General features: G+C 60.9%; 24 protein-coding genes. 13 read left to right on the top strand and 11 right to left on the bottom strand.

Annotated elements, in window-relative coordinates:
• A partial coding sequence (locus M2397_RS29990) for a hypothetical protein (protein WP_259245014.1) occupies positions 1–436 on the top strand: 436 nt, incomplete at its 5' end.
• Here M2397_RS29990 and M2397_RS29985 read toward each other — a convergent pair.
• A complete protein-coding gene (locus M2397_RS29985) occupies positions 433–897 on the bottom strand; it encodes a TIGR02444 family protein (RefSeq protein ID WP_145337435.1) in 465 nt (154 codons plus the stop codon). The genes M2397_RS29990 and M2397_RS29985 overlap by 4 nt on opposite strands.
• 50 nt (positions 898–947) lie before the next feature.
• Here M2397_RS29985 and M2397_RS29980 point away from each other — a divergent pair, with 50 nt between their 5' ends.
• The 3 genes from M2397_RS29980 to M2397_RS29970 all read left to right on the top strand — a co-directional run bounded on the left by M2397_RS29980 (position 948) and on the right by M2397_RS29970 (position 4,154).
• Positions 948–2,858, top strand: coding sequence for an ATP-binding cassette domain-containing protein (locus tag M2397_RS29980; protein WP_131697607.1), 1,911 nt, complete (start codon positions 948–950; stop codon positions 2,856–2,858).
• Positions 2,858–3,430: a mechanosensitive ion channel family protein gene (locus tag M2397_RS29975; protein ID WP_145337436.1), complete on the top strand. Its 573-nt coding sequence runs from the start codon at positions 2,858–2,860 to the stop codon at positions 3,428–3,430. Before M2397_RS29980 ends, M2397_RS29975 begins: the two co-directional genes overlap by 1 nt.
• A gap of 91 nt (positions 3,431–3,521) precedes the next feature.
• Positions 3,522–4,154, top strand: a complete 633-nt coding sequence (locus tag M2397_RS29970) for a LysE family transporter (RefSeq protein WP_131697605.1) — start codon at positions 3,522–3,524, stop codon at positions 4,152–4,154.
• A 151-nt stretch (positions 4,155–4,305) separates the two neighbouring features.
• Here M2397_RS29970 and M2397_RS29965 read toward each other — a convergent pair whose 3' ends face one another.
• From M2397_RS29965 to M2397_RS29950, 4 genes are read right to left on the bottom strand one after another with little or no spacing between them, the layout of a single operon-like run.
• Complete coding sequence (locus M2397_RS29965) at positions 4,306–5,046, bottom strand: penicillin-binding protein activator LpoB (RefSeq protein WP_259245013.1); 741 nt, start codon at positions 5,044–5,046, stop codon at positions 4,306–4,308.
• Positions 5,047–5,049: 3 nt separating this feature from the next.
• Positions 5,050–5,637, bottom strand: a complete 588-nt coding sequence (lpoB, locus tag M2397_RS29960) for a penicillin-binding protein activator LpoB (RefSeq protein WP_131697603.1) — start codon at positions 5,635–5,637, stop codon at positions 5,050–5,052.
• Positions 5,638–5,672: 35 nt separating this feature from the next.
• On the bottom strand, positions 5,673–6,044 hold the full coding sequence (locus M2397_RS29955) for a YcfL family protein (RefSeq protein WP_184745183.1): 372 nt from the start codon (positions 6,042–6,044) through the stop codon (positions 5,673–5,675).
• Positions 6,045–6,054: 10 nt separating this feature from the next.
• Positions 6,055–7,452, bottom strand: a complete 1,398-nt coding sequence (locus M2397_RS29950) for a COG3014 family protein (protein WP_259245012.1) — start codon at positions 7,450–7,452, stop codon at positions 6,055–6,057.
• Positions 7,453–7,719: 267 nt separating this feature from the next.
• On the opposite strand from M2397_RS29950, the gene M2397_RS29945 reads away from it, so the two are divergent.
• Both M2397_RS29945 and M2397_RS29940 read left to right on the top strand, forming a co-directional pair.
• The gene (locus M2397_RS29945; protein ID WP_145337440.1) at positions 7,720–9,615 is read left to right on the top strand and encodes an FTR1 family protein; all 1,896 of its coding nucleotides are present in this window, start codon (positions 7,720–7,722) and stop codon (positions 9,613–9,615) included.
• A 2-nt stretch (positions 9,616–9,617) separates the two neighbouring features.
• A complete protein-coding gene (locus M2397_RS29940) occupies positions 9,618–10,073 on the top strand; it encodes a YaiI/YqxD family protein (RefSeq protein ID WP_131697599.1) in 456 nt (151 codons plus the stop codon).
• Positions 10,074–10,137: 64 nt separating this feature from the next.
• On the opposite strand, the gene elbB is transcribed toward M2397_RS29940, so the two are convergent.
• Positions 10,138–10,803: an isoprenoid biosynthesis glyoxalase ElbB gene (elbB, locus tag M2397_RS29935; RefSeq protein ID WP_184745179.1), complete on the bottom strand. Its 666-nt coding sequence runs from the start codon at positions 10,801–10,803 to the stop codon at positions 10,138–10,140.
• Between the two features lie 116 nt (positions 10,804–10,919).
• Between elbB and M2397_RS29930 the strand changes: the two genes are divergently transcribed.
• A complete protein-coding gene (locus M2397_RS29930; protein WP_259245011.1) occupies positions 10,920–12,155 on the top strand; it encodes a sterol desaturase family protein in 1,236 nt (411 codons plus the stop codon).
• Here M2397_RS29930 and M2397_RS29925 read toward each other — a convergent pair.
• On the bottom strand, positions 12,136–12,774 hold the full coding sequence (locus tag M2397_RS29925) for a DedA family protein (RefSeq protein WP_131697596.1): 639 nt from the start codon (positions 12,772–12,774) through the stop codon (positions 12,136–12,138). The genes M2397_RS29930 and M2397_RS29925 overlap by 20 nt on opposite strands.
• A gap of 208 nt (positions 12,775–12,982) precedes the next feature.
• Between M2397_RS29925 and hemB the strand changes: the two genes are divergently transcribed.
• Both hemB and ppk1 read left to right on the top strand, forming a co-directional pair.
• The gene (hemB, locus tag M2397_RS29920; RefSeq protein ID WP_131697595.1) at positions 12,983–13,996 is read left to right on the top strand and encodes a porphobilinogen synthase; all 1,014 of its coding nucleotides are present in this window, start codon (positions 12,983–12,985) and stop codon (positions 13,994–13,996) included.
• Between the two features lie 18 nt (positions 13,997–14,014).
• Entirely contained in the window at positions 14,015–16,246 is a 2,232-nt protein-coding gene (gene ppk1, locus M2397_RS29915) for a polyphosphate kinase 1 (protein WP_145337442.1), read from the top strand.
• Positions 16,247–16,385: 139 nt separating this feature from the next.
• Here ppk1 and ppx read toward each other — a convergent pair whose 3' ends face one another.
• Positions 16,386–17,888 carry an exopolyphosphatase gene (ppx, locus tag M2397_RS29910; protein ID WP_167656799.1) on the bottom strand — a complete coding sequence of 501 codons (1,503 nt, stop codon included), beginning with the start codon at positions 17,886–17,888 and terminating at the stop codon, positions 16,386–16,388.
• 448 nt (positions 17,889–18,336) lie between these two features.
• On the opposite strand from ppx, the gene M2397_RS29905 reads away from it, so the two are divergent.
• The 4 genes from M2397_RS29905 (at position 18,337) to M2397_RS29890 (ending at position 22,848) form a co-directional block, all read left to right on the top strand.
• Positions 18,337–18,993: a DUF1120 domain-containing protein gene (locus M2397_RS29905; RefSeq protein ID WP_131697592.1), complete on the top strand. Its 657-nt coding sequence runs from the start codon at positions 18,337–18,339 to the stop codon at positions 18,991–18,993.
• Between the two features lie 103 nt (positions 18,994–19,096).
• Entirely contained in the window at positions 19,097–19,813 is a 717-nt protein-coding gene (locus tag M2397_RS29900) for a fimbria/pilus chaperone family protein (protein ID WP_167656801.1), read from the top strand.
• Positions 19,814–19,883: 70 nt separating this feature from the next.
• Positions 19,884–22,322 (top strand): fimbria/pilus outer membrane usher protein, encoded by a 2,439-nt coding sequence (locus tag M2397_RS29895; protein ID WP_259245010.1) that lies wholly within the window; start codon positions 19,884–19,886, stop codon positions 22,320–22,322.
• Positions 22,312–22,848 (top strand): hypothetical protein, encoded by a 537-nt coding sequence (locus M2397_RS29890; RefSeq protein ID WP_259245009.1) that lies wholly within the window; start codon positions 22,312–22,314, stop codon positions 22,846–22,848. Before M2397_RS29895 ends, M2397_RS29890 begins: the two co-directional genes overlap by 11 nt.
• Here M2397_RS29890 and M2397_RS29885 read toward each other — a convergent pair.
• The 3 genes from M2397_RS29885 to M2397_RS29875 are packed head-to-tail and all read right to left on the bottom strand — an operon-like array spanning position 22,820 to position 24,859.
• On the bottom strand, positions 22,820–23,557 hold the full coding sequence (locus M2397_RS29885; RefSeq protein WP_065938032.1) for an amino acid ABC transporter ATP-binding protein: 738 nt from the start codon (positions 23,555–23,557) through the stop codon (positions 22,820–22,822). The genes M2397_RS29890 and M2397_RS29885 overlap by 29 nt on opposite strands.
• Positions 23,544–24,194: an amino acid ABC transporter permease gene (locus M2397_RS29880; protein ID WP_115485519.1), complete on the bottom strand. Its 651-nt coding sequence runs from the start codon at positions 24,192–24,194 to the stop codon at positions 23,544–23,546. Before M2397_RS29880 ends, M2397_RS29885 begins: the two co-directional genes overlap by 14 nt.
• A complete protein-coding gene (locus tag M2397_RS29875; protein ID WP_017736949.1) occupies positions 24,191–24,859 on the bottom strand; it encodes an amino acid ABC transporter permease in 669 nt (222 codons plus the stop codon). The genes M2397_RS29880 and M2397_RS29875 overlap by 4 nt, the downstream gene beginning before the upstream one ends.
• Positions 24,860–24,866: the final 7 nt, after the last annotated feature.

Below are 24,866 nucleotides of genomic sequence, written 5' to 3'. Positions count from 1 at the left end.
ACCAGCCGCGAAGCCAGTTGCTAAAACCGCTGCAGCAAAACCAGCCGCGAAGCCAGCTGCCAAAACTGCTGCTGCAAAACCAGCCGCGAAGCCAGTTGCTAAAACCGCTGCAGCAAAACCAGCCGCGAAGCCAGCTGCCAAAACTGCTGCTGCAAAACCGGCCGCGAAGCCAGTTGCCAAAACCGCCGCTGCAAAACCAGCCGCGAAGCCAGCTGCCAAAACCGCTGCTGCAAAACCAGCCGCCAAGCCGGCTGCCAAACCTGCTGCTGTCAAGCCAGCCGCCAAGCCAGTTGCAAAGCCTGCTGCTGCAAAACCAGCACCGGCCAAGCCAGCTGCACCTGCTGCAACCCCCGCAGCGTCCACCGCTCCAACCGCATCGGCCAGCAGCACTCCTGCACCGGTAGCGCCAGGCACCACCCCAACCAGCGCTTCCTAAGTGCCGGTGATCATGACGCGCAGCTGCTGCAGTGCGTCATGGTCAAGGTTGGCGGCATCCTCAGCCGCCAGTCCTTCCAACCACCTCTGTTGAGTCGTCTCCCCTTTCGGCCATGCCTGCGCCAACGCTTCCAGGCGCGTCAGCAATTGCCGTTCGGCATCCAGTTCCAGGGCTTTGACCCGCTCGCGTAACGCCGCCAGGGGCTCATCCTGTTGCGCCATGGCGCGCCATTGCACACGCAACTGCCGCAACGGTTCGATCACCTGTGCCTGCCACGGACGGGCCAGCTGTTGAAGCGTTCGCATACGTTCAGGCTCAAATGCCGCACCCCGCTGTTCCAGCCACGCGCCGCAAAGCAACAGGCACACGTCCGCCCCTTGCTCTTGCAAGCGCAGGCAGACGGTTTCGACGCCCGGCCGGGCGTAAGTCGAGAGGGCAAAGCTCCACAGGTCAGCGCACATATTCACACCCAAGCCAGCGGCCAACGAAGCTGGTAGACTCCGCCGCCATTATGATCCGACTTCAAAGCCTAACATTACAGCGTGGCCCGCAACGTCTTCTCGAAGACGCCGAGCTGACCCTGCACGCCGGTCACAAAGCCGGCCTGATCGGTGCCAACGGCGCCGGCAAATCCACGTTGTTCGCCCTGCTGCTGGGTGAGCTGACCCCGGATTCCGGGGACTGCTTGCTGCCGGCCGACTGGCGCATCGCCCATATGCGCCAGGAGATCGACACCCTGGACCGCATCGCGATCGACTACGTGCTCGATGGCGACCTGCGTCTGCGCCAGGTGCAACACGACCTGGCCGAAGCCGAGAAAGCCCAGGACGGCGCCGCCCAGGCCCGCCTGCATGCGGAACTCGACAGTGCCGACGGCTACACCGCCGACGCCCGCGCCCGCAAGATGCTCGCCGGCCTTGGCTTCACCAACGAACAGATGGACCGCCCGGTCGCCGACTTCTCCGGTGGCTGGCGCATGCGCCTTAATTTGGCCCAGGCGCTGATGTGCCCCTCGGACCTGTTGCTGCTCGACGAACCGACCAACCACTTGGACCTCGATGCGATCCTGTGGCTGGAAGACTTCCTCAAGAGCTATCAGGGCACCTTGCTGCTGATTTCCCACGACCGGGATTTCCTTGACGCCGTGGTCGACAACATCGCCCACGTCGAACAGAAGAAAATCACCCTCTACCGTGGCGGCTACACCGCGTTCGAACGTGCGCGTGCCGAGCGCCTGGCCCAGCAGCAGCAGGCGTTCGAGAAGCAGCAGGCGCAGCGTGCGCACATGGAAAGCTACATCGCCCGGTTCAAGGCCCAGGCCACCAAGGCCCGCCAGGCCCAGAGCCGGATCAAGGCCCTGGAGCGCATGGAAGAACTGTCGGCGGCCCACGTCGATTCGCCGTTCGACTTTGTGTTCCGCGAGTCGGTGAAGATCTCCAGCCCCTTGCTGGATCTTTCGGATGCCCGCCTGGGTTATGGCGAGAAAACCATCCTGGAGAAGGTCAAGCTGCAGCTCACCCCGGGTGCACGCATTGGTTTGCTCGGCCCTAACGGCGCGGGCAAGTCAACGCTGATCAAGAACCTCTCGGGCGAGCTGCAACCCCTGGCCGGTCGCCTGACCCGTGGCGAGAACCTTGTGGTGGGCTATTTCGCCCAGCATCAGTTGGACTCCCTCGACGCCAAGGCCAGCCCGTTGCTGCACCTGCAACGCCTGGCGCCGACCGAGCGCGAGCAAACCCTGCGCGACTTCCTCGGTGGCTTTGACTTTCGTGGCGCGCGCATCGATGAGCCGGTGCTGAACTTCTCCGGTGGCGAAAAAGCCCGCCTGGCCCTGGCGCTCATTGCCTGGGACCGCCCGAACCTGCTGCTGCTCGACGAACCGACCAACCACCTCGACCTGGAAATGCGCCTGGCGCTGACCATGGCCTTGCAGGAGTTCAGCGGTGCGGTACTGGTGGTGTCTCACGATCGCCACTTGCTCAAGAGCACCACCGACAACTTCCTGCTGGTAGCGGATGGCAAAGTCGAAGAGTTCGACGGTGACCTGGACGACTACGCGCGCTGGCTCACGGATTACCGCCTGCGCAATGCGCCGGTCAGCAACACCCCGGTCAACCCGGACAAGACCGACAAGAAAGCCCAGCGCCAGGCCGCTGCCGCACTGCGCCAGCAGTTGGCACCGCACAAGCGCGAAGCCGACAAGCTTGAGGCCGAGTTGGGCAAGGTGCACGAGCGCCTGGCCAGGATCGAAGCCAGCCTGGGTGACAGCGCCGTGTACGAGGCGGCACGCAAGGATGAGCTGCGCGACCTGCTGGCTGAACAGGCCAAGCTCAAGGTCCGCGAAGGGCAATTGGAGGAAACCTGGATGGAAGCCCTCGAACTGCTGGAAACCCTGCAAGCGGAGCTGGAGGCGCTGTCCTGATGGAAGCCTTGCAACTGCCGTTGCCTGCGCAATGGATCGAGCCTGTATGGATCGGCGTGCAAATCCTGCTGATCCTGCTGGCCGGCTACCTCGCCCAGCGGTTTGTCGCCAAGGGCCTGACGCGCCTGGGTGAGCGCTACCCGTTCCCGCCGCAATTGCTGATGCCGCTGCGTGGTGGATTGCGTTGGCTGATCATGGGCAGTGCGTTGATCTTTGTGCTGGGCCGGCTGGGTGTGTCCGCCACGGTATTGTGGACCGCACTGTCGGGGTTTGTCGCGGTGGCGGCAGTGGCGTTCTTCGCCATGTGGTCGGTGTTGTCCAACCTGCTGTGCGCGATCCTGATCTTTACCGTCGGGCCATTTCGCCTCGGTGACATCGTCGAGTTGGTGGATACCGTCGACAAGCCAGGAGTGAAGGGCAGGGTAGTGGCGATCAACTTGCTCTACACCACGCTGATCGAAGTGGAAGCAGCAGGCACCGACAGCGCCATCGTACAGGTGCCCAACAGCTTGTTCTTCCAGCGCTCGGTGCGGCGTTGGCCAGGTACCCATGTGTTCTCGGGCGACCGCTAGCGTTTACATCCTGTAAAAATCTATAGCCAGCCTCTGGTCGGCGGAGTTAGCTTAAGGCACAACAATCGCTGACTCTTTCCCGAGGTGTGCAATGGCACTCGACACGTGGCTGGCCTTTTTCCTGGCAAGTTGGATCATCTCCCTGTCCCCTGGCGCCGGCGCCATCGCTTCAATGTCCAGCGGCCTGCAATACGGTTTCCTGCGCGGTTACTGGAACGCCATTGGCCTGCAACTGGGCCTGGCAATGCAGATTGCCGTGGTGGCGGGCGGTTTGGGTGCCATTCTGGCGGCGTCGTCGACCGCGTTCTATGCGATCAAATGGTTTGGTGTGGCGTACCTTGTGTACCTGGCCGTCAAGCAATGGCGTGCCTTGCCCATGGACATGGCCGATGACGCGGCGATACGCCCGCTCGGCAAGCCGATGGCGATGATGTTCCGGGGTTTCCTGGTCAACGCCAGCAACCCCAAGGCCCTGGTGTTCATGCTCGCGGTGCTGCCGCAGTTCGTGAATCCGCAGGCGCCGCTGCTGGTCCAGTACCTGATCATCGGTGCGACGATGATCAGCGTCGATATGGTCGTAATGGCGGGGTATACGGGGTTGGCGTCCAAAGTCCTGCGCCTGTTGCGCACGCCCAAGCAGCAGAAGCGCGTGAACCGTACGTTTGCCGGGTTGTTCGTGGGGGCTGCGGGTTTCCTGGCCAGCTTGCATCGCGCAACGGCGTAAACCTCGGAACCTCTGAAGAAACCGAATTAAAAGTGTGGGAGGGGGCTTGCCCCCGATGGCGGTGTCTCAGCTACAGCTAAGCTGACTGACACCCTGCTATCGGGAGCAAGCCCCCTCCCACATTGGTTATGTGTTTCCAAAGGATTACCCTTCAGCGCAGGATCTTCGGCGCTTCATCCCTTGGCAGGTTATTACGCAACGCCGGCTGGCCAGGCTCTTGATAGCCGCCGCCCAACTGTTCCGCCAGTTGCCGTGCCACGTCCTCACCCAGCGCCTTCGACACCTCCTTCACCACGCGCGGCCGGTTCAGGCTCACGCGTATGTCGCGGCTGTTCACCAGCTTGGTGTCCTGGCCTTCGCCCATGGCGGTAAACGCCGAGGTGATTTCGTAGGTGCGGGTGTTGATCAGGCTGAAATCCGCCACCAGCGTCAGGCCCAGCACCGCCGAGTAGCTGTTGGTGTGGTCCAGGGCGTTGATGTCCTGGGTGAAGTCGATGTCTGACAGCGTGCCGAACAGCACGTAGTCCGCGCCCTTGAAGTTACCGGCCTTGATGCGCTTGATCACGTCATAGACGTCACCTTTGGCATCGGCGGTGTAGGGCGTGCCCTGCACCAGATGGAACTGGCGAGACTTGAGGATTTCGCCCTTGATATCACCGCTGAATTTACGCAGCTCGGTCTGTTCGATGTAGCTGCTACGGCTCTCGTACTCGCTGTAGTTCGATGCACCGCTGGCGTTGTAGCTGCTTGCCTGGAAGTTGTTGCTGGCCGAAACCTGGTGGATGTACTCCTCGACCCGCGCCTGGTAGGCCAGGTCAGTCACCGCGATTTTGGGCGCGGCCGAGGCGCCAAAGGCGCACAGCAGGCCGATCAAACCAATCCATGCACGCATCGCTTAGCGCTCCGTGGTCTTGCGGATTTCTTTTTCGTCCATCCATTCAGCCAGGCCGCTCTCGACGTCGATCAGCTGCAGGCTGAACTTGTAGAACACGTCCTTGTAGTCCGAACTGCGCTTGACGATGGAGCTGATGGAGCCTTCCAGGCGGTACTTGGCGGCGACCATGTTGCCGGTTTTGCTGACGGTGGACTTCTTGTACAAGCCGCTCTGGTTCTGCAGCTTGAGCTGGTCGACCTGGCTCTGCATGTCGGTGTTGTCACTGGCGAAGCGTGCGGTGCCGGTCTTCATCAGTTGGGTCTTGATCGACGTGGTGATCTCACGGGTGTCGATGTACTCGCTGGTCTTGTTCTTTACGTCGTACACCTGCACCACCGGGCGGCCTTGCAGGATGCCGGACTGGGCCAGGGAGCGGGTCATGCTTTCGGCAATCATCTGCAGGTCGGTGGAGCCGAACTCGTTGGTCACCAGTTCCACGGCCTTGGTGTCGCCGTAGCTGATATTTTTACCGCCCAGTACCGGGGAGGTGTTCGCGCAACCGCTGGCCAGAACGGCAACCACGGCGAGAATCGAGAAACGTACAAACATGGGGAAATCTCTCAGCAGCAAAAAGAATGAACGGCTCAAGGGGTTTTGACTTCAAGGCGGAAGTCCGCGGCCTGGGGCACATTGGCAATGGCGGGCAGGAAGGTCGCCTGGTTGGCGTACAGGTTCAGCACCTTCCAGGGCTCTTCATCGCCTACGGGGAAACCATCGGCGCCCAGCCAGGCGAAGCGGTAATACATCATCTGGTTACTGCTGGTGATGTTGCTCAGTTGCACCTTGGCGGTAAGGAAACCGTTCTCGCGGGCCACACGAATGGCGCCGACCGCGATGCCCTTGAACTTGCCCATCACCACGATTTTGCTCGCAGCACTGCCAGGTTCCGGCGGCGGCTGGGTCGCGCAGCCGGCAAGCAGGACCAGCGCCAGGGCGCCGAGGATGAAGTGACGCATAGCGTGCTCCTTAAGGTTGTTTGAGGGTGGCAATGGCCTGGGGCGGATTGTTCGGCACCACATGGGCGGCCAGGCCACCGGCGAACACCTGGTTGCCGACCACGCGCAGCGTGATCACCTGGTAGCGCTGATCAGCCTTGATCGTCACCCGCGTGCCACCCAGGGCGTTGGGCAGGCTGACCTGGTGCTCGCCGCGCTTGAGGCGCAGGCGGGACACTTGGGTCATGTCCGGCAAGGTGCGCCAGGTGCGGGTGTCGGCGCCCTCGGTTACGGCCGAGGCGATACCCAGTACCAGGCCTGCCATGGGGTTGGTCTTGTTCAGGTTGTTCTGCGCCACACCACGGGTTACCGCACGCACGGTGGTGCGCAGAATGATCCCTGGCATGTCATCCCGCAGGGCGCGGCGGGACATGGCAGTGGTGCTGTTGAGCGCCGTGAGGTTCTGTTGCTGGCCATCGACACCGATCTGGGCGAAGGTCGCCGTGGAGGTGTCGGCCTTGATCACCGGGAACGACAGCGGGGTGATCACCAGGTTGCCATTGATCGGGATGGGCAGCGGCAGGCGGATCGAGTCGCGGGCGGGTGCGAGACCGCTCTGCACCACGATCAGCACGTCGGTTTCATCGGCGCCGACCTTGGATTTATCCAAGTCGAGCAACGCTTTTTCCAGCAGTGGCGTGTTAGGACGCAGCTCGACGGCCTTGCGATAACCGGGGGCGGCCAAGTCTTTTTCGCCCAGGGCTTCGTAGACGAAGCCGGCCAGGTAATGGCTGAACGCACTTTGGTAGCTGTTCTTCAGGCCGACCACTTCCGGCGCGTCGAGGGCTTGCACCGGGTAGCCGTGCAGGTCCTTGAGCTGGGTGGTCATGCCCTGGCGCTCGGCGTCGTCTTCGCGCTTGAGGTATTCCTTGTCGCGCAGGTCGGCGATCACCGCTTCGCGTTCGTGGGTCTTCTTGATTTCGGTGCGTGCACCGTCGAAGTCGTTCAAGGCCAGCAGGTTCAGGGCCATCTGCGTGGTCAGCATGACTTTTTCGTAGTCATAGCCTTCGTAGCGACGCACCTTGTCGTTGGCCAGGAAGCTGCCGAACTGGGCTAGGTACTTTGCGCCGTCGAACTTGACCGACTCTTCCCACTTGTAGACTTGCAGGTCGGCGCTGCGCCAGGCGGTCTGGCTGCCGGTCAGGTCGCCCTTGGCCCGCAGCAACTCGCCCTTTTCGAAGAAATACAGCAGGTCTTTGTCTTCGCCGGTGTTGTTCTTTTCCAGCAGGGTCAGGGCAGCGTCGACATTGCCGGTGGCCAGTTGCTGGTTGGTAGCTTGCAGCTCTGAGTCGTAGCTGCGGAACATTGAACAGCCGGAGAGCAAGGTGACTGCCGCGAGCGTGAGCGGAGTTAAGGCGCGAAAAGCCATGTGACTTCTTCCCTGAAAGTAGCCGACCGATGTGGTAATTCCTCATAAAAACGAGGAAAGAAATTCCCTTTCGCACTAACAGGGCGCGGCATTATAAGCACCGTTAATGGCAAAACAATGGCTTTTTGCTTTGATTGGTCGACATAGATGCCATTACCGCGCGGCTGAAATTCCCCTCCCGCTCAAACGACAAATCACTAACGCCTTGAGTCAAACCCTTTAAGGCTTAACAATGTGTTACTTCGTATTTCCACTTGAGATTCATTCATGACTGGCCCCTTCCGTTTTCTCGCCTGGCTGCTGTTGCCGGCGTTGATGTCGTGCAGCTTCAACCTGTTGGCCGCGACCGCCGAGGGCGCCCCACAGGCCCTGCATTTGCTGGACTACATTGGCGCTGACTACCCGCCTACGGTGCAGGCGGGCAAGGTGGTGGATGATTCGGAATACCGTGAGCAGGTGGAGTTTCTTGGGGTATTGCAGGGGTTGGTGGCGGATTTGCCGCAAAGGCCCGAGCGTGCGGAGTTGGTGAAGGGCGTCAATGAACTGCTGGCCGCTGTCACCGCTCACGCAGATGGCGCGACCGTTGCTCGCCAAGCCCGCCAGTTGGGGGCCAAGCTGGCAGTCGCGTATGAAGTCAGCCAAGCCCCGGCCATCACGCCCGACCCGACGCGCGGCGCACCGCTCTACGCCCAGCACTGCTCGGTGTGCCACGGTACTGCCGGTGCTGGCGATGGCCCGGCCGGCGTGGGGATGACGCCGCCACCTGCCAACTTGACGGATGCAGCACGCCTGGACCGCCTGAGCCTCTACGCGATCTACAACACCCTGGGCCTGGGTGTCGAAGGCACCGACATGCCGTCTTTCGCCGACCAACTGGACGACCGCCAGCGCTGGGACCTGGCCACCTACATCGCCGGTTTCACCGCCGACCCGGCCGCCGCGAAAAGCGAACAACCCTTCAATCTCGCCGACCTGGCCCGTCAGACACCTGATGAAGTGCTGGCCGCAAGCGGCGCGGCGGCTGCCACGACCTTCCGCGCCCAGCGTGCGCAACCGCCGCAGGTCAAGCGTGGCCCGGCGCAGTTGCTCGATTACACCGCCACCACCCTGGACAAAAGCCTCGCGGCGTTCCGCAATGGTGACCACGACCAGGCCTATGACTTGTCGGTAGCGGCCTACCTCGAAGGCTTCGAGTTGGTGGAAAGCTCTCTGGATAACGTCGACGCCAATGTACGTAAGGACACCGAGAAGGCCCTGATGGCTTACCGGCAGTCGTTGCAGGACGGCCTGCCGATCGAACAGGTGCAGCAGCGCCTGGACGTGGCCAAGGGCAAGCTCGCCGAATCCGCAGGCTTGCTGGGCAGCGATGGCTTGAGCTGGTCGTTGAGCTACATCTCCGGTCTGCTGATCCTGCTGCGTGAAGGCCTGGAAGCGATCCTGGTGCTGGCGGCGATCCTCGCCTTCCTGCGCAACACCGGCCAGCAATCGGCGGTGCGCAGCGTCAACGTCGGCTGGGGCCTGGCACTATTGGCCGGCTTGGCCACCTGGGCGTTGGCGGCGTATGTGATAGACGTCAGCGGCGCCCAGCGCGAATTGCTCGAAGGCTGCACGGCGCTGTTCGCCAGTGTAATGGTGCTGTGGCTTGGCGTATGGATGCACGACCGCCGCCATGCTGCGGCATGGCAGGACTACATCAAGAGCAGCCTGGTGGGCGGCGGTGGGCGTTTCGGGTTTGCCATGCTGGCGTTTTTCTCGGTCTACCGCGAGCTGTTCGAAGTGATCCTGTTCTACGAAACGCTGTGGCTGCAAGCGGGCCCGGCCGGGCACAACGCGGTGCTGGCGGGTGGTGCCACGGCGTTGGTGCTGCTGGTGGGCCTGGCCTGGGTGATCCTGCGCGGTTCGGCGAAACTGCCGCTGGCGCTGTTTTTCGGCATCAACGCGGCGCTGCTGTGCGCGCTGTCGGTGGTGTTTGCCGGCCATGGCGTCAAAGCGTTGCAGGAAGCCGGCATCTTTGGCACACGGCCGGTGGCGTTCTTTGACTTCGACTGGCTGGGCATCCACGCCGATGCGTACTCGTTGAGTGCACAGGCCTTGGCGATCCTGGCGATTATGGTGTTGTATGGCCGCAGTCGCCTGGCTGAAAAACGCCGGGTGGTGGCCTGACCATGCGGGTATGGATCGACGCCGACGCCTGCCCTCGGGCCGCCAAGGACCAAGTGGTGAAGTTCGCCCTCAAGCGCCAGTTCGAAGTGGTATTGGTGGCCGGGCAGAGCCAGATCAAGCCGAGCTTCTCGTGTGTGAAGTTGATCGTGGTGCCCAGTGGACCGGACGCCGCAGACGATTATTTGGTCGAGCACGCAGTACCCGGTGAGCTGGTGATCTGCAGCGATGTACCGCTGGCTGATCGTCTGGTGAAGAAGGGCGTCACCGCCCTCGACCCACGGGGCAAGGAGTTCAGCCCGGCGAACATGAGCGAACGGTTGGCGGTGCGTAACTTGTTCACTGACCTGCGCGAGCAAGGTCAGATGGGCGGTGGTCCCCCACCCCATGGGGAAAAGGACAAGCAGGCGTTTGCCAACTCACTTGACCGCATCCTGACCAAATTGATGCGCCAGGCCTGACCTTGTGGCGAGGGTACTCGCCACACCAGGCCGGCTTACTACCGTTAAGTTCACGGCTCCCTCATCAATCGTTCTCGTGGGTCAGCTCCAGCACCCGATCCACCAGCTTGTTGATGCCTGACGCCACCTCGCTGATGTTCTTGCCCAGCATATAGGCCGGCGTGCTTACCAACTTGCGTGCTTTGTCCTCGACAATGTCTTCCACTGTGCATTCGTGGTGGGTGGCGCCCATTTTGTCGAGGGCGGCGGCGGTGTCGGCATCGTTGCCGATGGTGCAGGTCACTCCCGGGCCGTAGATCTTCGCGGCCAGAGCCGGCGAAATGCAGATCAGCCCCACCGGCTTGCCGGCTTCTGCAAAGGCTTCAGCCAGCGCCAGTACCTGCGGGTTGACGCTGCAAGCGGCGCCCTCCAGGGCAAAGTCCGACAGGTTCTTCGCCGCACCAAACCCGCCGGGTACGATCAACGCATCGAAGTCTGCGGCACTCGCCTCGGCAATGTCCTGCACGGCACCTCGGGCAATGCGCGCCGATTCCACCAGCACATTGCGCGACTCGGGCATTTCCTCGCCCGTCAGGTGGTTGATCACGTGCAACTGCGCAATATTCGGTGCAAAACATTGGACCTGAGCGCCGCGCTGATCCAGGCGCAGCAAGGTGATCACGCTTTCGTGGATCTCTGCGCCGTCGTACACGCCACAGCCGGAAAGGATCACTGCAATCTTTTTGCTCATGGGCATTTCTCCTGGGGTCTTGGCGTTAAATGTCTACTAATTTGTAACCTGTTGCCAATGGGATCTCGCACCGCTGCACCTAATCTTGATGTAACAAAAATAGACCGGACCAGACCATGGACTTCGTGCCTTACGCGGTACCGTTTTTCATTGCCTTGATCGTAGTGGAGCTGCTCGCCGACCGTTGGCGTGGCCAGCGCAACTATCGCGTGGCGGACGCCATCAACAGCCTCAGCACCGGCGTACTGTCCACCACCACCGGGCTGTTGACCAAGGGTGTGGGGCTGCTGACCTACGCGTTTGCCCTCAAGCACCTGGCGCTGATCGAGCTGTCTGCCCAGAGTGTCTGGACCTGGGTATTCGCCTTTGTGTTCTACGACTTCTGCTACTACTGGCTGCATCGAATGGGGCACGAGCGCAATATCCTCTGGGCCGCGCACTCGGTGCATCACCAGAGTGAGGACTACAACCTCAGCACCGCCCTGCGCCAGACCAGCACCGGCTTCCTGCTGAGCTGGATTTTCTACCTGCCCCTTGCCGTGCTTGGCGTGCCGCTGGTGGTGTTTATCAGTGTGGCGTCCCTTAACCTGCTGTATCAATTCTGGGTGCATACCCGACACGTGCCCAAGCTTGGCTGGTTCGAGTGGTTTTTCGTCACGCCATCCAATCATCGGGCCCACCATGCACAGAACGCTCTCTACATGGATCGCAACTACGGCGGGGTGTTCATTCTTTGGGACAGGCTGTTCGGCACCTTCCAGGAAGAAGACGACAACGAGCCGGTGATTTTCGGCGTGACCACGCCCTTGGCCAGCTGGAATCCGTTGTGGGCCAACCTGCAGTTTTATGCACAGCTTTGGCGTGATGCACGGCGTACCGAAAGTAAGTGGGACAAGCTGCGCATCTGGTTCATGCGCACTGGTTGGCGCCCGGCGGACGTGAAGGCCAAGTACACGTTGGCCAAGCCGGATTTGAGTCAGTTCCGCAAATTCGAAGTGCCGCTGGACGCGCGCCAACAGGTCTACATCGCCCTGCAGTTCGCGGCGTATGTGGGTTTTGGCAGCTATTTGATGAATGTCGGCGAGGGTCTGCCCACCGCAGCGCTGATTCTCGGCTGGAGTGCGATGGCGCTTGGATTGTTTACCCTGGGCGTGGCCCTGGAGAATCGCCCGTGGGCGTTAAAGGCCGAACTGATGCGCCTGGCGCTGAATGTGCCGCTGGTGTGGCTGGCGCCGCTGGTCGGGCTGTGGCCGGCGAGCAACCTGGGATGGTTGGGCCTGGTGAGCTACAGCCTGCTCAGCGTGATTGGCCTCTACTGTTGCAGAGGCCGGCTTACTCGACTGGTGTCTTAGGCGCTTCTACCGGAGCGGGCTCGGCGGCGGCGAGCCGCGCCTTGGCATCGGCACAGGCCTGGCGGGCGATACGGGCGTTCTTGAAACGGCGGCGCAGCCACAGGCCAAAGCCCAGCAGCAGCAAGGCGCCCAGTACCCACAGCTCGTATTTCTTGACGCTGCCCAGCATGCCTTCCAGCACGGCACCGAAGTGATAAGCCGCAGCACCCAAGGCCGCAGCCCAGATTGCAGCACCAATACCGTTGAGGATCAGGTAGCGTACTGGCGGGTAGCCTGACAGGCCGATCGCGACGGGCATTACCGTGCGTAATCCGTAGACAAAGCGGAAGCTCAGCACCCAGATATCCGGGTGCTTGCGGATATGTTCCAGGGCTTTGTCGCCCATCAATTGCCAGCGCGGCTTGCGCGCCAACAGTTTGCGGCCGTGCTTGCGGCCCATGTAATACCAAAGCTGGTCGCCGGCGTAGCTGCCGAAGAAGGCAACGACTACCACCAGGTTGATATCCATGTACCCACGGAACGCCAGGAAGCCTGCGAGAACCAGGATGGTTTCGCCTTCGAAGAACGTGCCTAGGAAGAGGGCAAAGTAGCCGAAGTCATGCAGAAATTGTTGAAGCATGGTCTGGGTGCTGGCGAAATGAACGCGCAGCCTACGCCTTCGTGAACATTCATGAAAGTATCGAGATGTGTCACGAAGTGAACAATTCCTACATTAAGCGACGAATGCGACTACAGGTCGCATCGTTAAGCACAACTGTCATACCTTCGTCATAATGCCCGCTTATAACTGCAACGCTCGCCCGTGAACCCGGGCTCAGGAGTCTGTCGTGAGTTTTACCCCTGCCAATCGCCTGTTCCCTGCTACCCGCCTGCGCCGTAATCGCCGTGATGATTTTTCTCGCCGCCTGGTTCGTGAAAACGTACTGACGACGAACGATCTGATCCTGCCGGTGTTTGTGCTCGACGGTGAAAATCGCCGGGAAGCGGTGGCATCGATGCCGGGAGTGGAGCGCTTGACCATCGATCTGCTGCTTGAAGAAGCAGCCGGTTGGGTCGAGTTGGGGATACCGGCGTTGGCGTTGTTTCCGGTCACGCCGTCTGAACTCAAGTCCCTGGACGCTGCCGAAGCCTGGAACCCGGACGGTATTGCCCAGCGCGCCACCCGCGCGCTGCGCGAGCGTTTCCCTGAGCTGGGGGTGATCACCGACGTGGCGTTGGACCCGTTCACCACCCACGGGCAGGATGGCATTCTGGACGAAGAAGGCTATGTTCAAAACGACATCACCGTCGATGCGCTGGTCAAGCAGGCGTTGTCCCACGCGGCAGCAGGCGCCCAGGTGGTTGCGCCGTCGGACATGATGGACGGCCGCATCCAGGCGATTCGCGAAGCCCTGGAACTGGCCGGCCACGTCAATGTACGGATCATGGCCTACTCGGCCAAGTACGCCAGCGCCTACTACGGCCCGTTTCGCGATGCGGTGGGCTCGGCCCTCAACCTGGGTAAGGCCAACAAGGCTTCGTACCAGATGGACCCGGCCAACAGCCATGAAGCCTTGCACGAAGTGGCGGCGGATTTGGCCGAAGGCGCCGACATGGTGATGGTCAAGCCGGGGATGCCGTACCTGGACATCCTTTACCGGGTCAAAGAGGAATTCAAGGTGCCGACCTTTGTGTATCAGGTCAGTGGCGAATACGCCATGCACATGGCTGCAATACAAAATGGCTGGTTGAGTGAAGGGGTAATCCTTGAATCCTTGACGGCCTTTAAACGTGCCGGGGCTGATGGCATCCTGACCTATTTCGCCGTCCGCGCCGCCCAATTGCTTAGAGAGCAACAATAGCCCTCACAGGAACATTCGATGAATACCGAAGGACTCTCCGAAGTTGCCGTAAAAGACGCTCACCCGGTGGTGGAACAAGTCACCGAGACCCCGCCGGAGCACGAGCCGGTCGCGCCTGTGGTGGTAGCCGAAGCGCCAGCCCCAGCCCCAGTCCCGGTGGCCGCCGTAGTGACCAACCTGGATGACAGCAGCCTGTACATCCACCGCGAGCTGTCACAACTGCAATTCAACATCCGCGTGCTCGAGCAGGCGCTGGATGAGTCCTACCCGTTGCTGGAACGCCTGAAGTTCCTGCTGATCTTCTCCAGCAACCTGGACGAGTTCTTCGAAATCCGTGTCGCCGGCCTCAAGAAACAGATCACCTTTGCCCGTGAACAAGCCGGCGCGGACGGCCTGCAGCCGCACCAGGCCCTGGCGCGCATCAGCGAGCTGGTGCATGGCCATGTGGACCGCCAATACGCGATTCTCAACGACATCCTGCTGCCGGAACTGGAAAAACATCAGGTCCGCTTCATTCGTCGTCGTCACTGGACCACCAAGATCAAAACCTGGGTGCGCCGTTACTTCCGTGACGAGATTTCACCGATCATCACCCCAATCGGCCTCGACCCGACGCACCCGTTCCCGTTGCTGGTGAACAAGAGCCTCAACTTTATCGTCGAGCTGGAAGGGATCGATGCCTTCGGTCGCGATTCGGGCCTGGCGATCATCCCGGCGCCGCGCTTGCTGCCACGGATCATTAAGGTACCGGAAGAGGTGGGGGGCGCTGGCGATAACTATGTATTCCTGTCGTCGATGATCCATGCCCACGCCGATGACCTGTTCCAAGGCATGAAGGTCAAGGGCTGCTACCAGTTCCGCCTGACCCGTAACGCCGACCTGGCGCTGGATTCCGAAGACGTCGAAGACTTGGCCCGTGCCCTGCGCGGCGAGCTGTTCTCGCGGCGCTACGGCGACGCGGTGCGCCTGGAAGTGGCGGATACCTGCCCCAAACATCTGTCGGACTACCTGCTCAAGCAGTTCAACCTCGCCGAGTCCGAGCTGTACCAGGTCAACGGTCCGGTGAACCTCACGCGGCTGTTCAGCATTACTGGCCTGGACAGTCATCCGGAACTGCAATACACCCCGTTCACCCCGCAGATCCCGAAACTGCTGCAAAACAGCGAGAACATCTTCAGCGTGGTGAGCAAGCAGGACATCCTGCTGCTGCACCCGTTCGAGTCCTTCACCCCGGTGGTCGACCTGCTGCGCCAGGCCGCCAAGGACCCACACGTGTTGGCTGTACGCCAGACGCTGTACCGCAGCGGCGCCAACTCGGAAATCGTCGACGCGTTGGTAGACGCCGCGCGCAACGGCAAGGAAGTCACCGCGGTGATCGAGTTGCGGGCACGCTTTGATGAAGAGTCCAACCTGCAACTGGCCAGCCGCCTGCAAGCGGCCGGTGCGGTCGTGATCTACGGCGTGGTGGGCTTCAAGACCCACGCCAAGATGATGCTGATCCTGCGCCGCGAAGCCGGTGAGATCGTGCGTTACGCCCACCTGGGTACCGGCAACTACCACGCCGGCAACGCCAAGCTCTATACCGACTACAGCCTGCTGACTTCCGACGACGCCTTGTGTGAGGACGTTGGCAAGTTGTTCAGCCAATTGATCGGCATGGGCAAGACATTGCGCATGAAGAAGCTGCTGCACGCGCCGTTCACCCTGAAGAAGGGCATGCTCGACATGATTGCCCGCGAGACCCAGTTCGCCCTCGAGGGCAAACCGGCGCACATCATCGCCAAGTTCAACTCGCTGACCGATCCGAAGATCATCCGCGCGCTGTACAAGGCCAGCCAGTCCGGCGTGCGTATCGACCTGGTGGTGCGTGGCATGTGCTGCCTGCGTCCGGGCATTGTCGGCGTGTCGCATAACATCCATGTGCGCTCGATCATCGGCCGCTTCCTGGAACACACGCGGGTGTTCTACTTCCTCAACGGCGGCGAAGAGCAGATGTTCCTCTCCAGTGCCGACTGGATGGAGCGCAACCTCGACAAGCGTGTGGAGACCTGCTTCCCGGTCGAGGGCAAGAAGCTGATCATGCGGGTCAAGAAAGAGCTGGAAAGCTACCTCACCGACAACACCCATAGCTGGAGCCTGCAGTCGGATGGCCGTTACGTGCGTAACACGCCGACCGGCAACCAGAACCCGCGCAGTGCCCAGGCGACGTTGCTGGAGAAGTTGGGTAGCCCGATTCTCACGGTGAACTAAACACCGACGCGGTCTGAAAATGTGGGAGGGGGCTTGCTCCCGATGAAGGAGTGTCAGTCAACAGATTCATTGACTGGTCCACCGCCATCGGGGGCAAGCCCCCTCCCACATGTGTTTTTGCAGTGTTCTTTAGATCTGCTCAGCGCAGGTTCAGGCTGAACCCCACCCGTGTCAGCCACTCCGCTTCCTGGGCGAAGTCAGCCTGGGTCAGTTGGTTCTCATCCAGCCAGCCTTTCGGGAACACCACATCCAGGCTGTCGCCATTGGCGCGCAGGCTCACCTGGGGCATTTCCTGGGTGCCGCGAATGTGGTGGAACAGGATCGCGAAGCGCAGCAGGACGCACAGGCGGATCAGCTTGATGCCTTCATCACCGAACTCGGCAAACTTGTCCTTGGGAATATTGCGACGATGGCCGCGCACCAGCAGCGCAAGCATCTGTTGGTCTTCGCGGGAGAAGCCCGCCAGGTCGGAGTGCTCGATCAGGTAGGCGCCGTGCTTGTGGTAATGGTAGTGGGCAATGTCCAGGCCCACTTCATGCACCTTGGCGGCCCAGCCCAGCAGTTCTCGCCACACGCCGTCTTCCAGGTCCCAGTCCTCGGCGACCTGATCGAAGGCATGCAGGGCCTTACGCTCCACGCGGGCTGCCTGCTCCAGATCGACGTGATAACGCTCCATCAACGAGCTGAGGGTGCGCTCACGTACGTCCTCGTGGTGATGACGGCCCAGCAGGTCGTAGAGCACGCCTTCGCGCAGGGCGCCGTCACAGTGGTCCATGCGTTGCAGTTCGAGGGCATCGAAGATCGCCTCGAGAATCGCCAGGCCGGCCGGGAAGATGGTGCGACGGTCGGGCTTGATGCCGTCGAAGTCGATTTTCTCTGCATCGCCCAGCTTGAACAGCTTGCGCTTTAGCCACGCGAGGCCTTCGGCGTTGACCTCGCCGGTGCCATGGCCGCCGGCCTTGAGGGCCAGGCCGATAGCACGGATGGTGCCGGACGAGCCAATGGCTTCATCCCAGGTCAGGCGGTGCAGGGCGTGTTCGATGCTCATGATCTCCAGCCGCGCCGCCGTGTAGGCCTGGGCGTAGCGTGCCGGGGTGATTTTGCCGTCCTTGAAGTAGCGCTGGGTATAGCTGACACAGCCCATCTGCAGGCTTTCACGCAGCAGCGGTTCGAAGCGCTGGCCGATGATGAACTCGGTACTGCCACCGCCGATGTCCGCCACCAGGCGCTTGCCGGGGGTGTCGGCGAGGGTATGCGACACGCCGAGGTAGATAAGGCGTGCTTCTTCACGGCCGGAAATGACTTCCACCGGGTGGCCGAGGATCTCCTCGGCGCGACGGATGAATTCGCCCCGGTTGCGGGCTTCGCGCAGGGCGTTGGTGCCGACGATTCGCACGGCGCCCAGGGGCATGCCGTTGATCAACTGGGCAAAACGCTTGAGGCAATCGAGCCCGCGCTGCATGGATTCTTCATTGAGCTGGCGTTCGTCGTCGATTCCGGCAGCCAGCTGCACTTTCTCTCCGAGCCGCTCAAGGATGCGGATTTCGCCGTTCTGGGCCTTGGCCACGACCATGTGAAAGCTGTTGGAGCCCAGGTCGATGGCGGCGATCAGGGACAGATTCTTGGCTTGGGATTGCGGCATGGTTAGGGGGTCTCGGTCGATAACCTTACCATCGTGCCACGATCGACCGCTGACGCCAACGCGTAGTGCTCCGTGAATTTCTCTGCGCTCGTCTGTAGGGGATTTTTGTGGAAAGTGTAGGGTGTCTTTTCATGCTTCTGTTGACGCATTCGCGTAGTTCTGTAGGGGCATTTAACTTCAGATTTTTATAAGGAGAAATATGATTTCGCCTACAACTTTGGAGGCGGTTCGCTATTGGTTTTTATGTTCAGGACTACTGTCTTGGTGGGTTGGGCCGACAGTTTGTTTTTATCGCTCCCACAATAAACACGGTATTGCCTTATTCTTTATTCGGGCCTTGAGGCGACAGACTGTCATTCGGCAATCGTGCCGTGGCGCTATTTATTTATGGCTTGTGTCTTCGAGGCAAAAATAAGTACGCCTGATAACTTTAAGTGACAGGTCGACTATGAAAAAAATTGTTGGATTGACTCTCGGTATTGCTTGGCTGGCCGCCGCCTTCAACGTCCATGCATCCACCAGTGCCGAGCTGATCGTCAGGGGGACGATCAAGCCAGCCGCCTGCAACCTCAGCATGACCGGTGGTGGCATCATCAACTACGGCGACATTCCCTCTGGCCAATTGCTGCCAACGGCATTCAACCCATTGGCGGAAAGAACCGCCCCGTTGACCGTCACTTGCGGCACCACGCCTGCTACGTTCGGACTGAAATTCGTCGACCTGCAGGCGGCCAGCAAGGTCCCGGGTATCCTCAATGTGCTCGGCTCAGGCTATACCGAGGTGCACAATTATGGCCTGGGTACTGCAAACGGCCGGCGAACCGGCGGCTTTGCGGTCACCCTCAGGGACCTCAGGTCGTCGAGTACAGTACTGTCGCCCATCATGCGTGTCGGTAACGGTGCCTGGCAGAACAGCGACGGCAAGGTCGCCCAATCGCCCACTCAGTATTCATGGCGCAGTGGCACAACCATCACCCCTGCCTCAATCGCTCAGTTGACCGGAACTATCGCGGTGCGGGCGGTGATCAACAGGGGGCAGGATCTGGACCTGAGTCGTGACATTACTCTGGATGGGCGCGCGACACTTGAGTTGAGTTACATCTAAGCGATCAAACTGCAGCCGATAAAGAAGCCGCGTGCTTCTTGTCGGCTGTTTTTATGTGGTCGTCTGGATAAACAAACAACTTCAAGTTCGTGGGGAGCACTGAGTGTTTAGTCTTTCATTAATAAATAATGCACGGTTGTTTTGTGCGGGCGCGTGTCTGTGTTTTACCGGTATTGCATTAGCCGACGGTATGTTGCCGGAAACTACGGTGGTTGTGCTTTATGAAGCCCAGGGCGAAGCCACGCTGAACATCAAGAATACCGACGCGGTGCCAGCGCTGCTTCACTCGGTCGTGGAAAATGTGCCCGAGGATATGGAGTCGCTGTTGATTGTGACGCCACCCATTACCCGCGTGGAGGCGGGGGAAACTCAATTGGTGCGTTTCATCAGCACCTTGAAGGAGCCACTGAAGACCCAGCGGTTGAAGCGCGTGTCTTTCGAAGGCATCCCCCAGGCGCGCGCCGCAGGCGGTGCGACTATCGGCATCACGCTGCGACAGAATTTGCCGTTGATCCTTCACCCGAAAGATCTGCCGGTTCATCACACGCCCTGGGAACTGCTGAAGTGGGCGCGCGCAGGGGCGGGGCTGACGGTTCACAACGACAGTGCCTATGTAGTGCGCCTGATTCCGCAGGTGCGGCTGCTGCCACAAGGAGCCTTGGCGACCTTGCCGCGCACTTACGTGTTGCCGGGGGAAACGCTGACGCTGAAGGTGGATGGCGCGTTGGAAGGGGTAACAGACGTCGAGATCCAGCCGGCCACGCTCTACGGCTTTTCGGCGGACAGCTTCCGGGCTCCGATCAATGCCGACAGGGGTTAATCGACCCATGGCCAACCTGTCGAATAACAAACGAGTGGCTTCTTTGCGGCCGTGTCGGCCCACTCTGCTGATGGGGGTTGCGACACTATGGGGCTTGCCTGGCCTGGCCCCCGCAGTGGAGTTGGGGGAGGGTTTCGACCTGGCTGCACTGACTACCCACGGCATTGATCCGAAGGTCTCCGACTACTTTCGCAGTGCGGCGCGCTTTCGCGAAGGTGTTCATGTGGTGGGGTTGCGGGTCAATGGCAACCCGCTCGGGTTGGTCGATGCCCGGTTCGACTCGCAAGGGCAGCTGTGTTTCACCCCGGGGCTGCTCGATAAAGCCGGATTGGTGAAGCCCGAAGGCATTATCCGCAAGGGCGCTACTGCAGACCTGGCCTGCCACGACTTCCTGGGTGCTTTCCCGGCCACGATGGTGCGGCTGCGCCCAGGAAATGACGAAGTGGCGCTGGTAGTGCCGACCGGATCACTGCGTGAACCGCAGTGGGAGGCTGGCCAGTTTGCCCGGGGCGGGGCGGCGGCGTTGTTCAACTATGACGTGCAGGGATTCGACAGTTATTCGAACAATGGAAGCAATCGTTTTGTTTCGGCCTATACCGAGGCGGGTTTCAACCTGGGCGATTGGATTGTCCGCAGCCGCCAATTTTATGTGTCCGACAATGGAGTGACACGCAACGAGCATCTTTATGCTTATGCGCAGCGGGATATTGCCGCGTTGCAATCGACCTTTCAGGTAGGTCAGCTCTCCAGCAACAACCCGCTGTTTGGCGGTGTTCAGCTGTCCGGTGTGCAGTTTTCCCCTGATGGTCAGTCGCGCACGCCGGCGGGCAGTAACAATGCTGTGGTGGAGGGGCTGGCGCAGAGCCAGTCGCGGATTGAAGTACGTCAATCGGGAGTGTTGATCCACAGCACACTGGTGCCCGAGGGACCGTTCCGGCTGACGGGCTTGCCATTGCTCAACGGCACCAGCGACCTGGAGGTCAGCGTCATCGATGTGCGAGGTGCCAAGCGCAGCTTCGTGGTACCTGCGGCCTCATTTGCCGGGAGCGCCCCGGCGGAGCCTGGCTACTATCTCTCCTTGGGCAAGGTGCGTAGAAATGCGCATGAGGAAGGCCCGACTCCCGTCGTTGCCATGGGCAGCGGCACCTGGGGCTTGGGGCGAGACTCCTCTGCGGGCTTCGGCTTGTTGGGCTCCGATGAGTATGGGGCGGCAGGAGGCATCCTGAGCAGCGTGTTTTTCCAGCGGGTTTCTGTTGGCGCACGTCACAACTTTTCCCGGGACAGCCGTAATACGGTGTTCGGATCACGCAGCAGCGTGTCCGCGAGCAGCCCGGTGAGCGCCAACATCGATCTTAATCTCAGTGTCACTACGCAAAGCCATGGCTATCGCGAGGTCCTTGAAGCGGGCCGATCGACGAGGACCGACGAGCTGGATGCACGCTTCAAGCGTCAGTACACGGCGGGTGTGAGCTGGGTCGACAACACGCTGGGTGCATTTTCCGTGGGGTATACCCGCAGTTCCCAGTTTGATGGGCAGTCAGCCGACCATGTGTTTGCGGCATGGAACAAGTCGTTCCGCTATGCGGACGTCGCATTGGTCGCTGACTCTCAGGTAGGCGGTACTTCGGCACGCCGCGATGCCCTGAGTGAGGGCCGTCGGCGCGTTACAGTCGAGGACAGTGATCTGTCCGTGCGGCTGCAGGTCAGCGTACCCCTGGGCAGCGACCGGCGGGTGAACAGCTATGTCAGCAAGCGTGGCAATCAGTCCCGAGCCGGTACGGCGCTCAGTGAGCGGGTCAATGAGTATGTGAATTACGAGGTCGGTGTCGAACGCGACCTCAGCGCCCGGGAGCAATCGATACGCGGCCAGGTGGACCTGATGCCACGCTACACCCGCGTTGGCCTGGGGGCCAGTCGCGCCCCATCGGGCACCAGTTACACGGGGCAGTTGCAAGGTGGCGTGGTGGCTCACGCGGGCGGCGTGACCTTCTCGCCGTATGCCATCCAGGACACCTTTGGCATCGCATCGGTAGGGGATATCGGCTCTGCCAAACTCGACACGCCCTACGGTCCGGTGTGGACCGACTTCAGCGGGCAAGCCGTGATCCCAGGCTTGCCCGCCTACACGAACAGCCGCATCGAAGTGCAGACCCAGTCCTTGCCCAAGCGCGTTGACCTGAAGAACGGCACCCGGGTGCTTGCCCCTGGGCGAGGGGCCGTCAATACCGTCGCATTCGATGTGGTGACAGTGCGTCGTGTGTTAGTCACGGCCACTGATCAACAAGGGCGAACACTGCCTCAGGGTGCTTCGGTGTTCGACAAAAACAATCGCTTCCTGACCAGTGTGGTGGGTGACGGCATGATCTTTCTGAACGACTTCAATGACTCGCAACACCTGCGCGTTGCTTTGTCGGACTCCTCCTCTTGCCTGCTCAACCTTGCTCCCGAGACCAAGGCCGACCATGACAAGTTCTATGAGACAACATCGGCGGTGTGCCATGGTCGTTAAGCTGAAAATCGCGGGTTTTTTCGCAGTGCTCTGCACGCTGTCGATGGCCGGTGGAGTTCACGCCGAAAACTGCCAGCTGTCCGTCAGCCAGCCGTATATCGACTATGGCGTCATTCGCAGGGAGGTGCTTGTCGAGAGCCGTTCAATCGCGCTGGGTACGCGCAGGGTGCACCTGAACGTACTGTGCGCAGAGCCGGCAGCTATCGCGTTGCGATTTACCGGCGTGGCCGACGGGCAAGGTTATCGGTTTGGGCGTCATGGGCGATTCAGCCTGACTCTCAAGCACGCCCAGGTGGATGGGCGTGCCGTCGAATGGGCGCAGGCCCACCTTCCGGGTAAGGCGTTCGACGGGCAGTTATTGCCGGGCCAGGTCCTGGTCGCTCGGGTGGTGGGAAAGCGATTGACTGCCCAGGTTGAAGTCGACACCGACCTGCCCGCCAACGCCCTGCAAGTCAGCAATCAAGTGGTGCTGGAGGGGCGCGGCAGTTTCGAACTGGTCAGTCCGGCTGTTCCACTGAGCCGATGAAGTTGGCGAACTCGGGGGTTTGCGGGTTGGCGAACAGTACCTTGGGATCGCCGACTTCGTGCACCTTGCCTTGGTGCATGAACACCAGCTTGTCGCCGACTTCCCGGGCGAATCGCATTTCGTGGGTGACCATGATCAGGGTCATGCCGTCCTTGGCCAGTTGGCGCACCACGCTGAGCACTTCATTGACCAGCTCCGGGTCCAGGGCCGAGGTGATTTCATCGCACAGCAGCACCTTGGGCGACATGGCCAGGGCGCGGGCGATGGCAACCCGCTGTTGCTGGCCGCCGGACAGGCGATCGGGGAAAGCGTCGAATTTCTCGCCCAGCCCCACGCGTTCCAGCATCTGCCTGGCCAGTTGGGCCGCCTTGGCCTTGGGCACTTTCTGCACGACCTGTGGTGCAAGCATGACGTTTTCACCCACCGTCAGGTGCGGGAACAGGTTGAACTGTTGGAACACCATGCCGACTTTCTGCCGCAGGCTGCGCAGGTCGGCCCGGGCCGCATCGAGGTATTCACCATCGACTTCGATCACGCCGTCATTGATCGACTCCAGGCCATTGAGGGTGCGCAGCAAGGTGGACTTGCCCGAGCCGCTGCGGCCGATGATTGCCACCACCTGGCCTTCTTCAACGGTCAGGTCGATGCCCTTGAGGACGTGGTGATCGCCGTAATACTTATGCAGAGCGGAAATTCTAAGCAGAGGCATGCAGTCTCCTTTCCAGGTAGCGCGCACTGAGGGACAAGGGGTAGCAGAGCAGGAAGTAACCGAGGGCCACCAGGCCGTAGACCATAAAGGGCTCGAAGGTGGCGTTGGCGAGCATGCCGCCGGTCTTGGTCAGTTCGGTAAAACCGATGATTGAAGTGACAGCGGTGCCTTTGACCACTTGCACCGAGAACCCAACGGTGGGCGCCACTGCAATGCGCAGGGCTTGGGGCAGGATCACGTAGCGCAGTTGTTCAAGCGGATTCAACGCCAGGCTGGCCGATGCTTCCCACTGGCCGTGGGCGATGGAGTCGACGCAGCCGCGCCAGATTTCGGCGAGGTAGGCGCTGGTAAACAGCGTCAAGGCGATCGCGGCCGCCAGCCAGGGCGAAATATCCACGCCGAGCAGGGCAATGCCGAAAAAAACCAGGAACAGCTGCATCAACAACGGTGTGCCCTGGAACAGTTCGATATAGGTGCGCGCAACATTGCGCGCGAATGCCTTGCGGCTGATGCGCAGGGTCATCACCAGCAAGCCGATCAGGCCGCCGCCGATAAACGCCACGAGCGACAGCAACAGCGTCCACTGCAGGCCCGTAAGCAGGTTGCGCACGATGTCCCAGAAGGAAAAATCACTCATCGGCTGTTCCTCATCACAAAGCGGCGGCCGATCCAGTTGAGCAACTGGCGAATCATCAACGCCATGCACAGGTACACCAGGGTGGTCAGGGCATAGGTTTCGAACGCGCGGAAATTGCGCGACTGGATAAAGTTGGCGGCAAAGCTCAGCTCCTCGGTGGCGATCTGCGAACACACCGCCGAACCGAGCATCACGATGATGATCTGGCTGCTCAGGGCCGGCCACACCTTGCCCAGCGCCGGCAGCAGCACCACATGGCGAAACGCTTCGAAGCGCGTCATCGCCAGCGCAGCGGCGGCTTCCAGTTGCCCACGTGGGATGGCCTGGATACCGGCGCGGATGATCTCCGTGGAGTAGGCTCCCAGGTTGATCACCATCGCCAATACGGCTGCTTGCCACTCGGTAATTTTCAATCCCAGGGAGGGCAGGCCGAAGAAGATGAAGAACAACTGCACCAGGAACGGTGTGTTGCGGATCAACTCGACATACACACCGAAGAACCAGGCAAATGGCTGGATCTTCCACGCCCGCACCACGGCGCCGACAGTGCCCAGGGCGACGCCCAGGATTGCGCCGATGGCAGTCAGCTCAAGGGTGAACAGCGCGCCGCGCAACAGCAGGTCGGTATTGGCCAGCACCGGCACAAAGTCGAATTGATAGGCCATCAATCAG

Origin of the sequence: Pseudomonas sp. BIGb0381 (assembly GCF_024809815.1) — a bacterium.
Lineage (GTDB): Bacteria > Pseudomonadota > Gammaproteobacteria > Pseudomonadales > Pseudomonadaceae > Aquipseudomonas.
The sequence above is the reverse complement of the archived record's forward strand: the minus strand, read 5'-3'. Positions and strand labels throughout refer to the sequence as shown.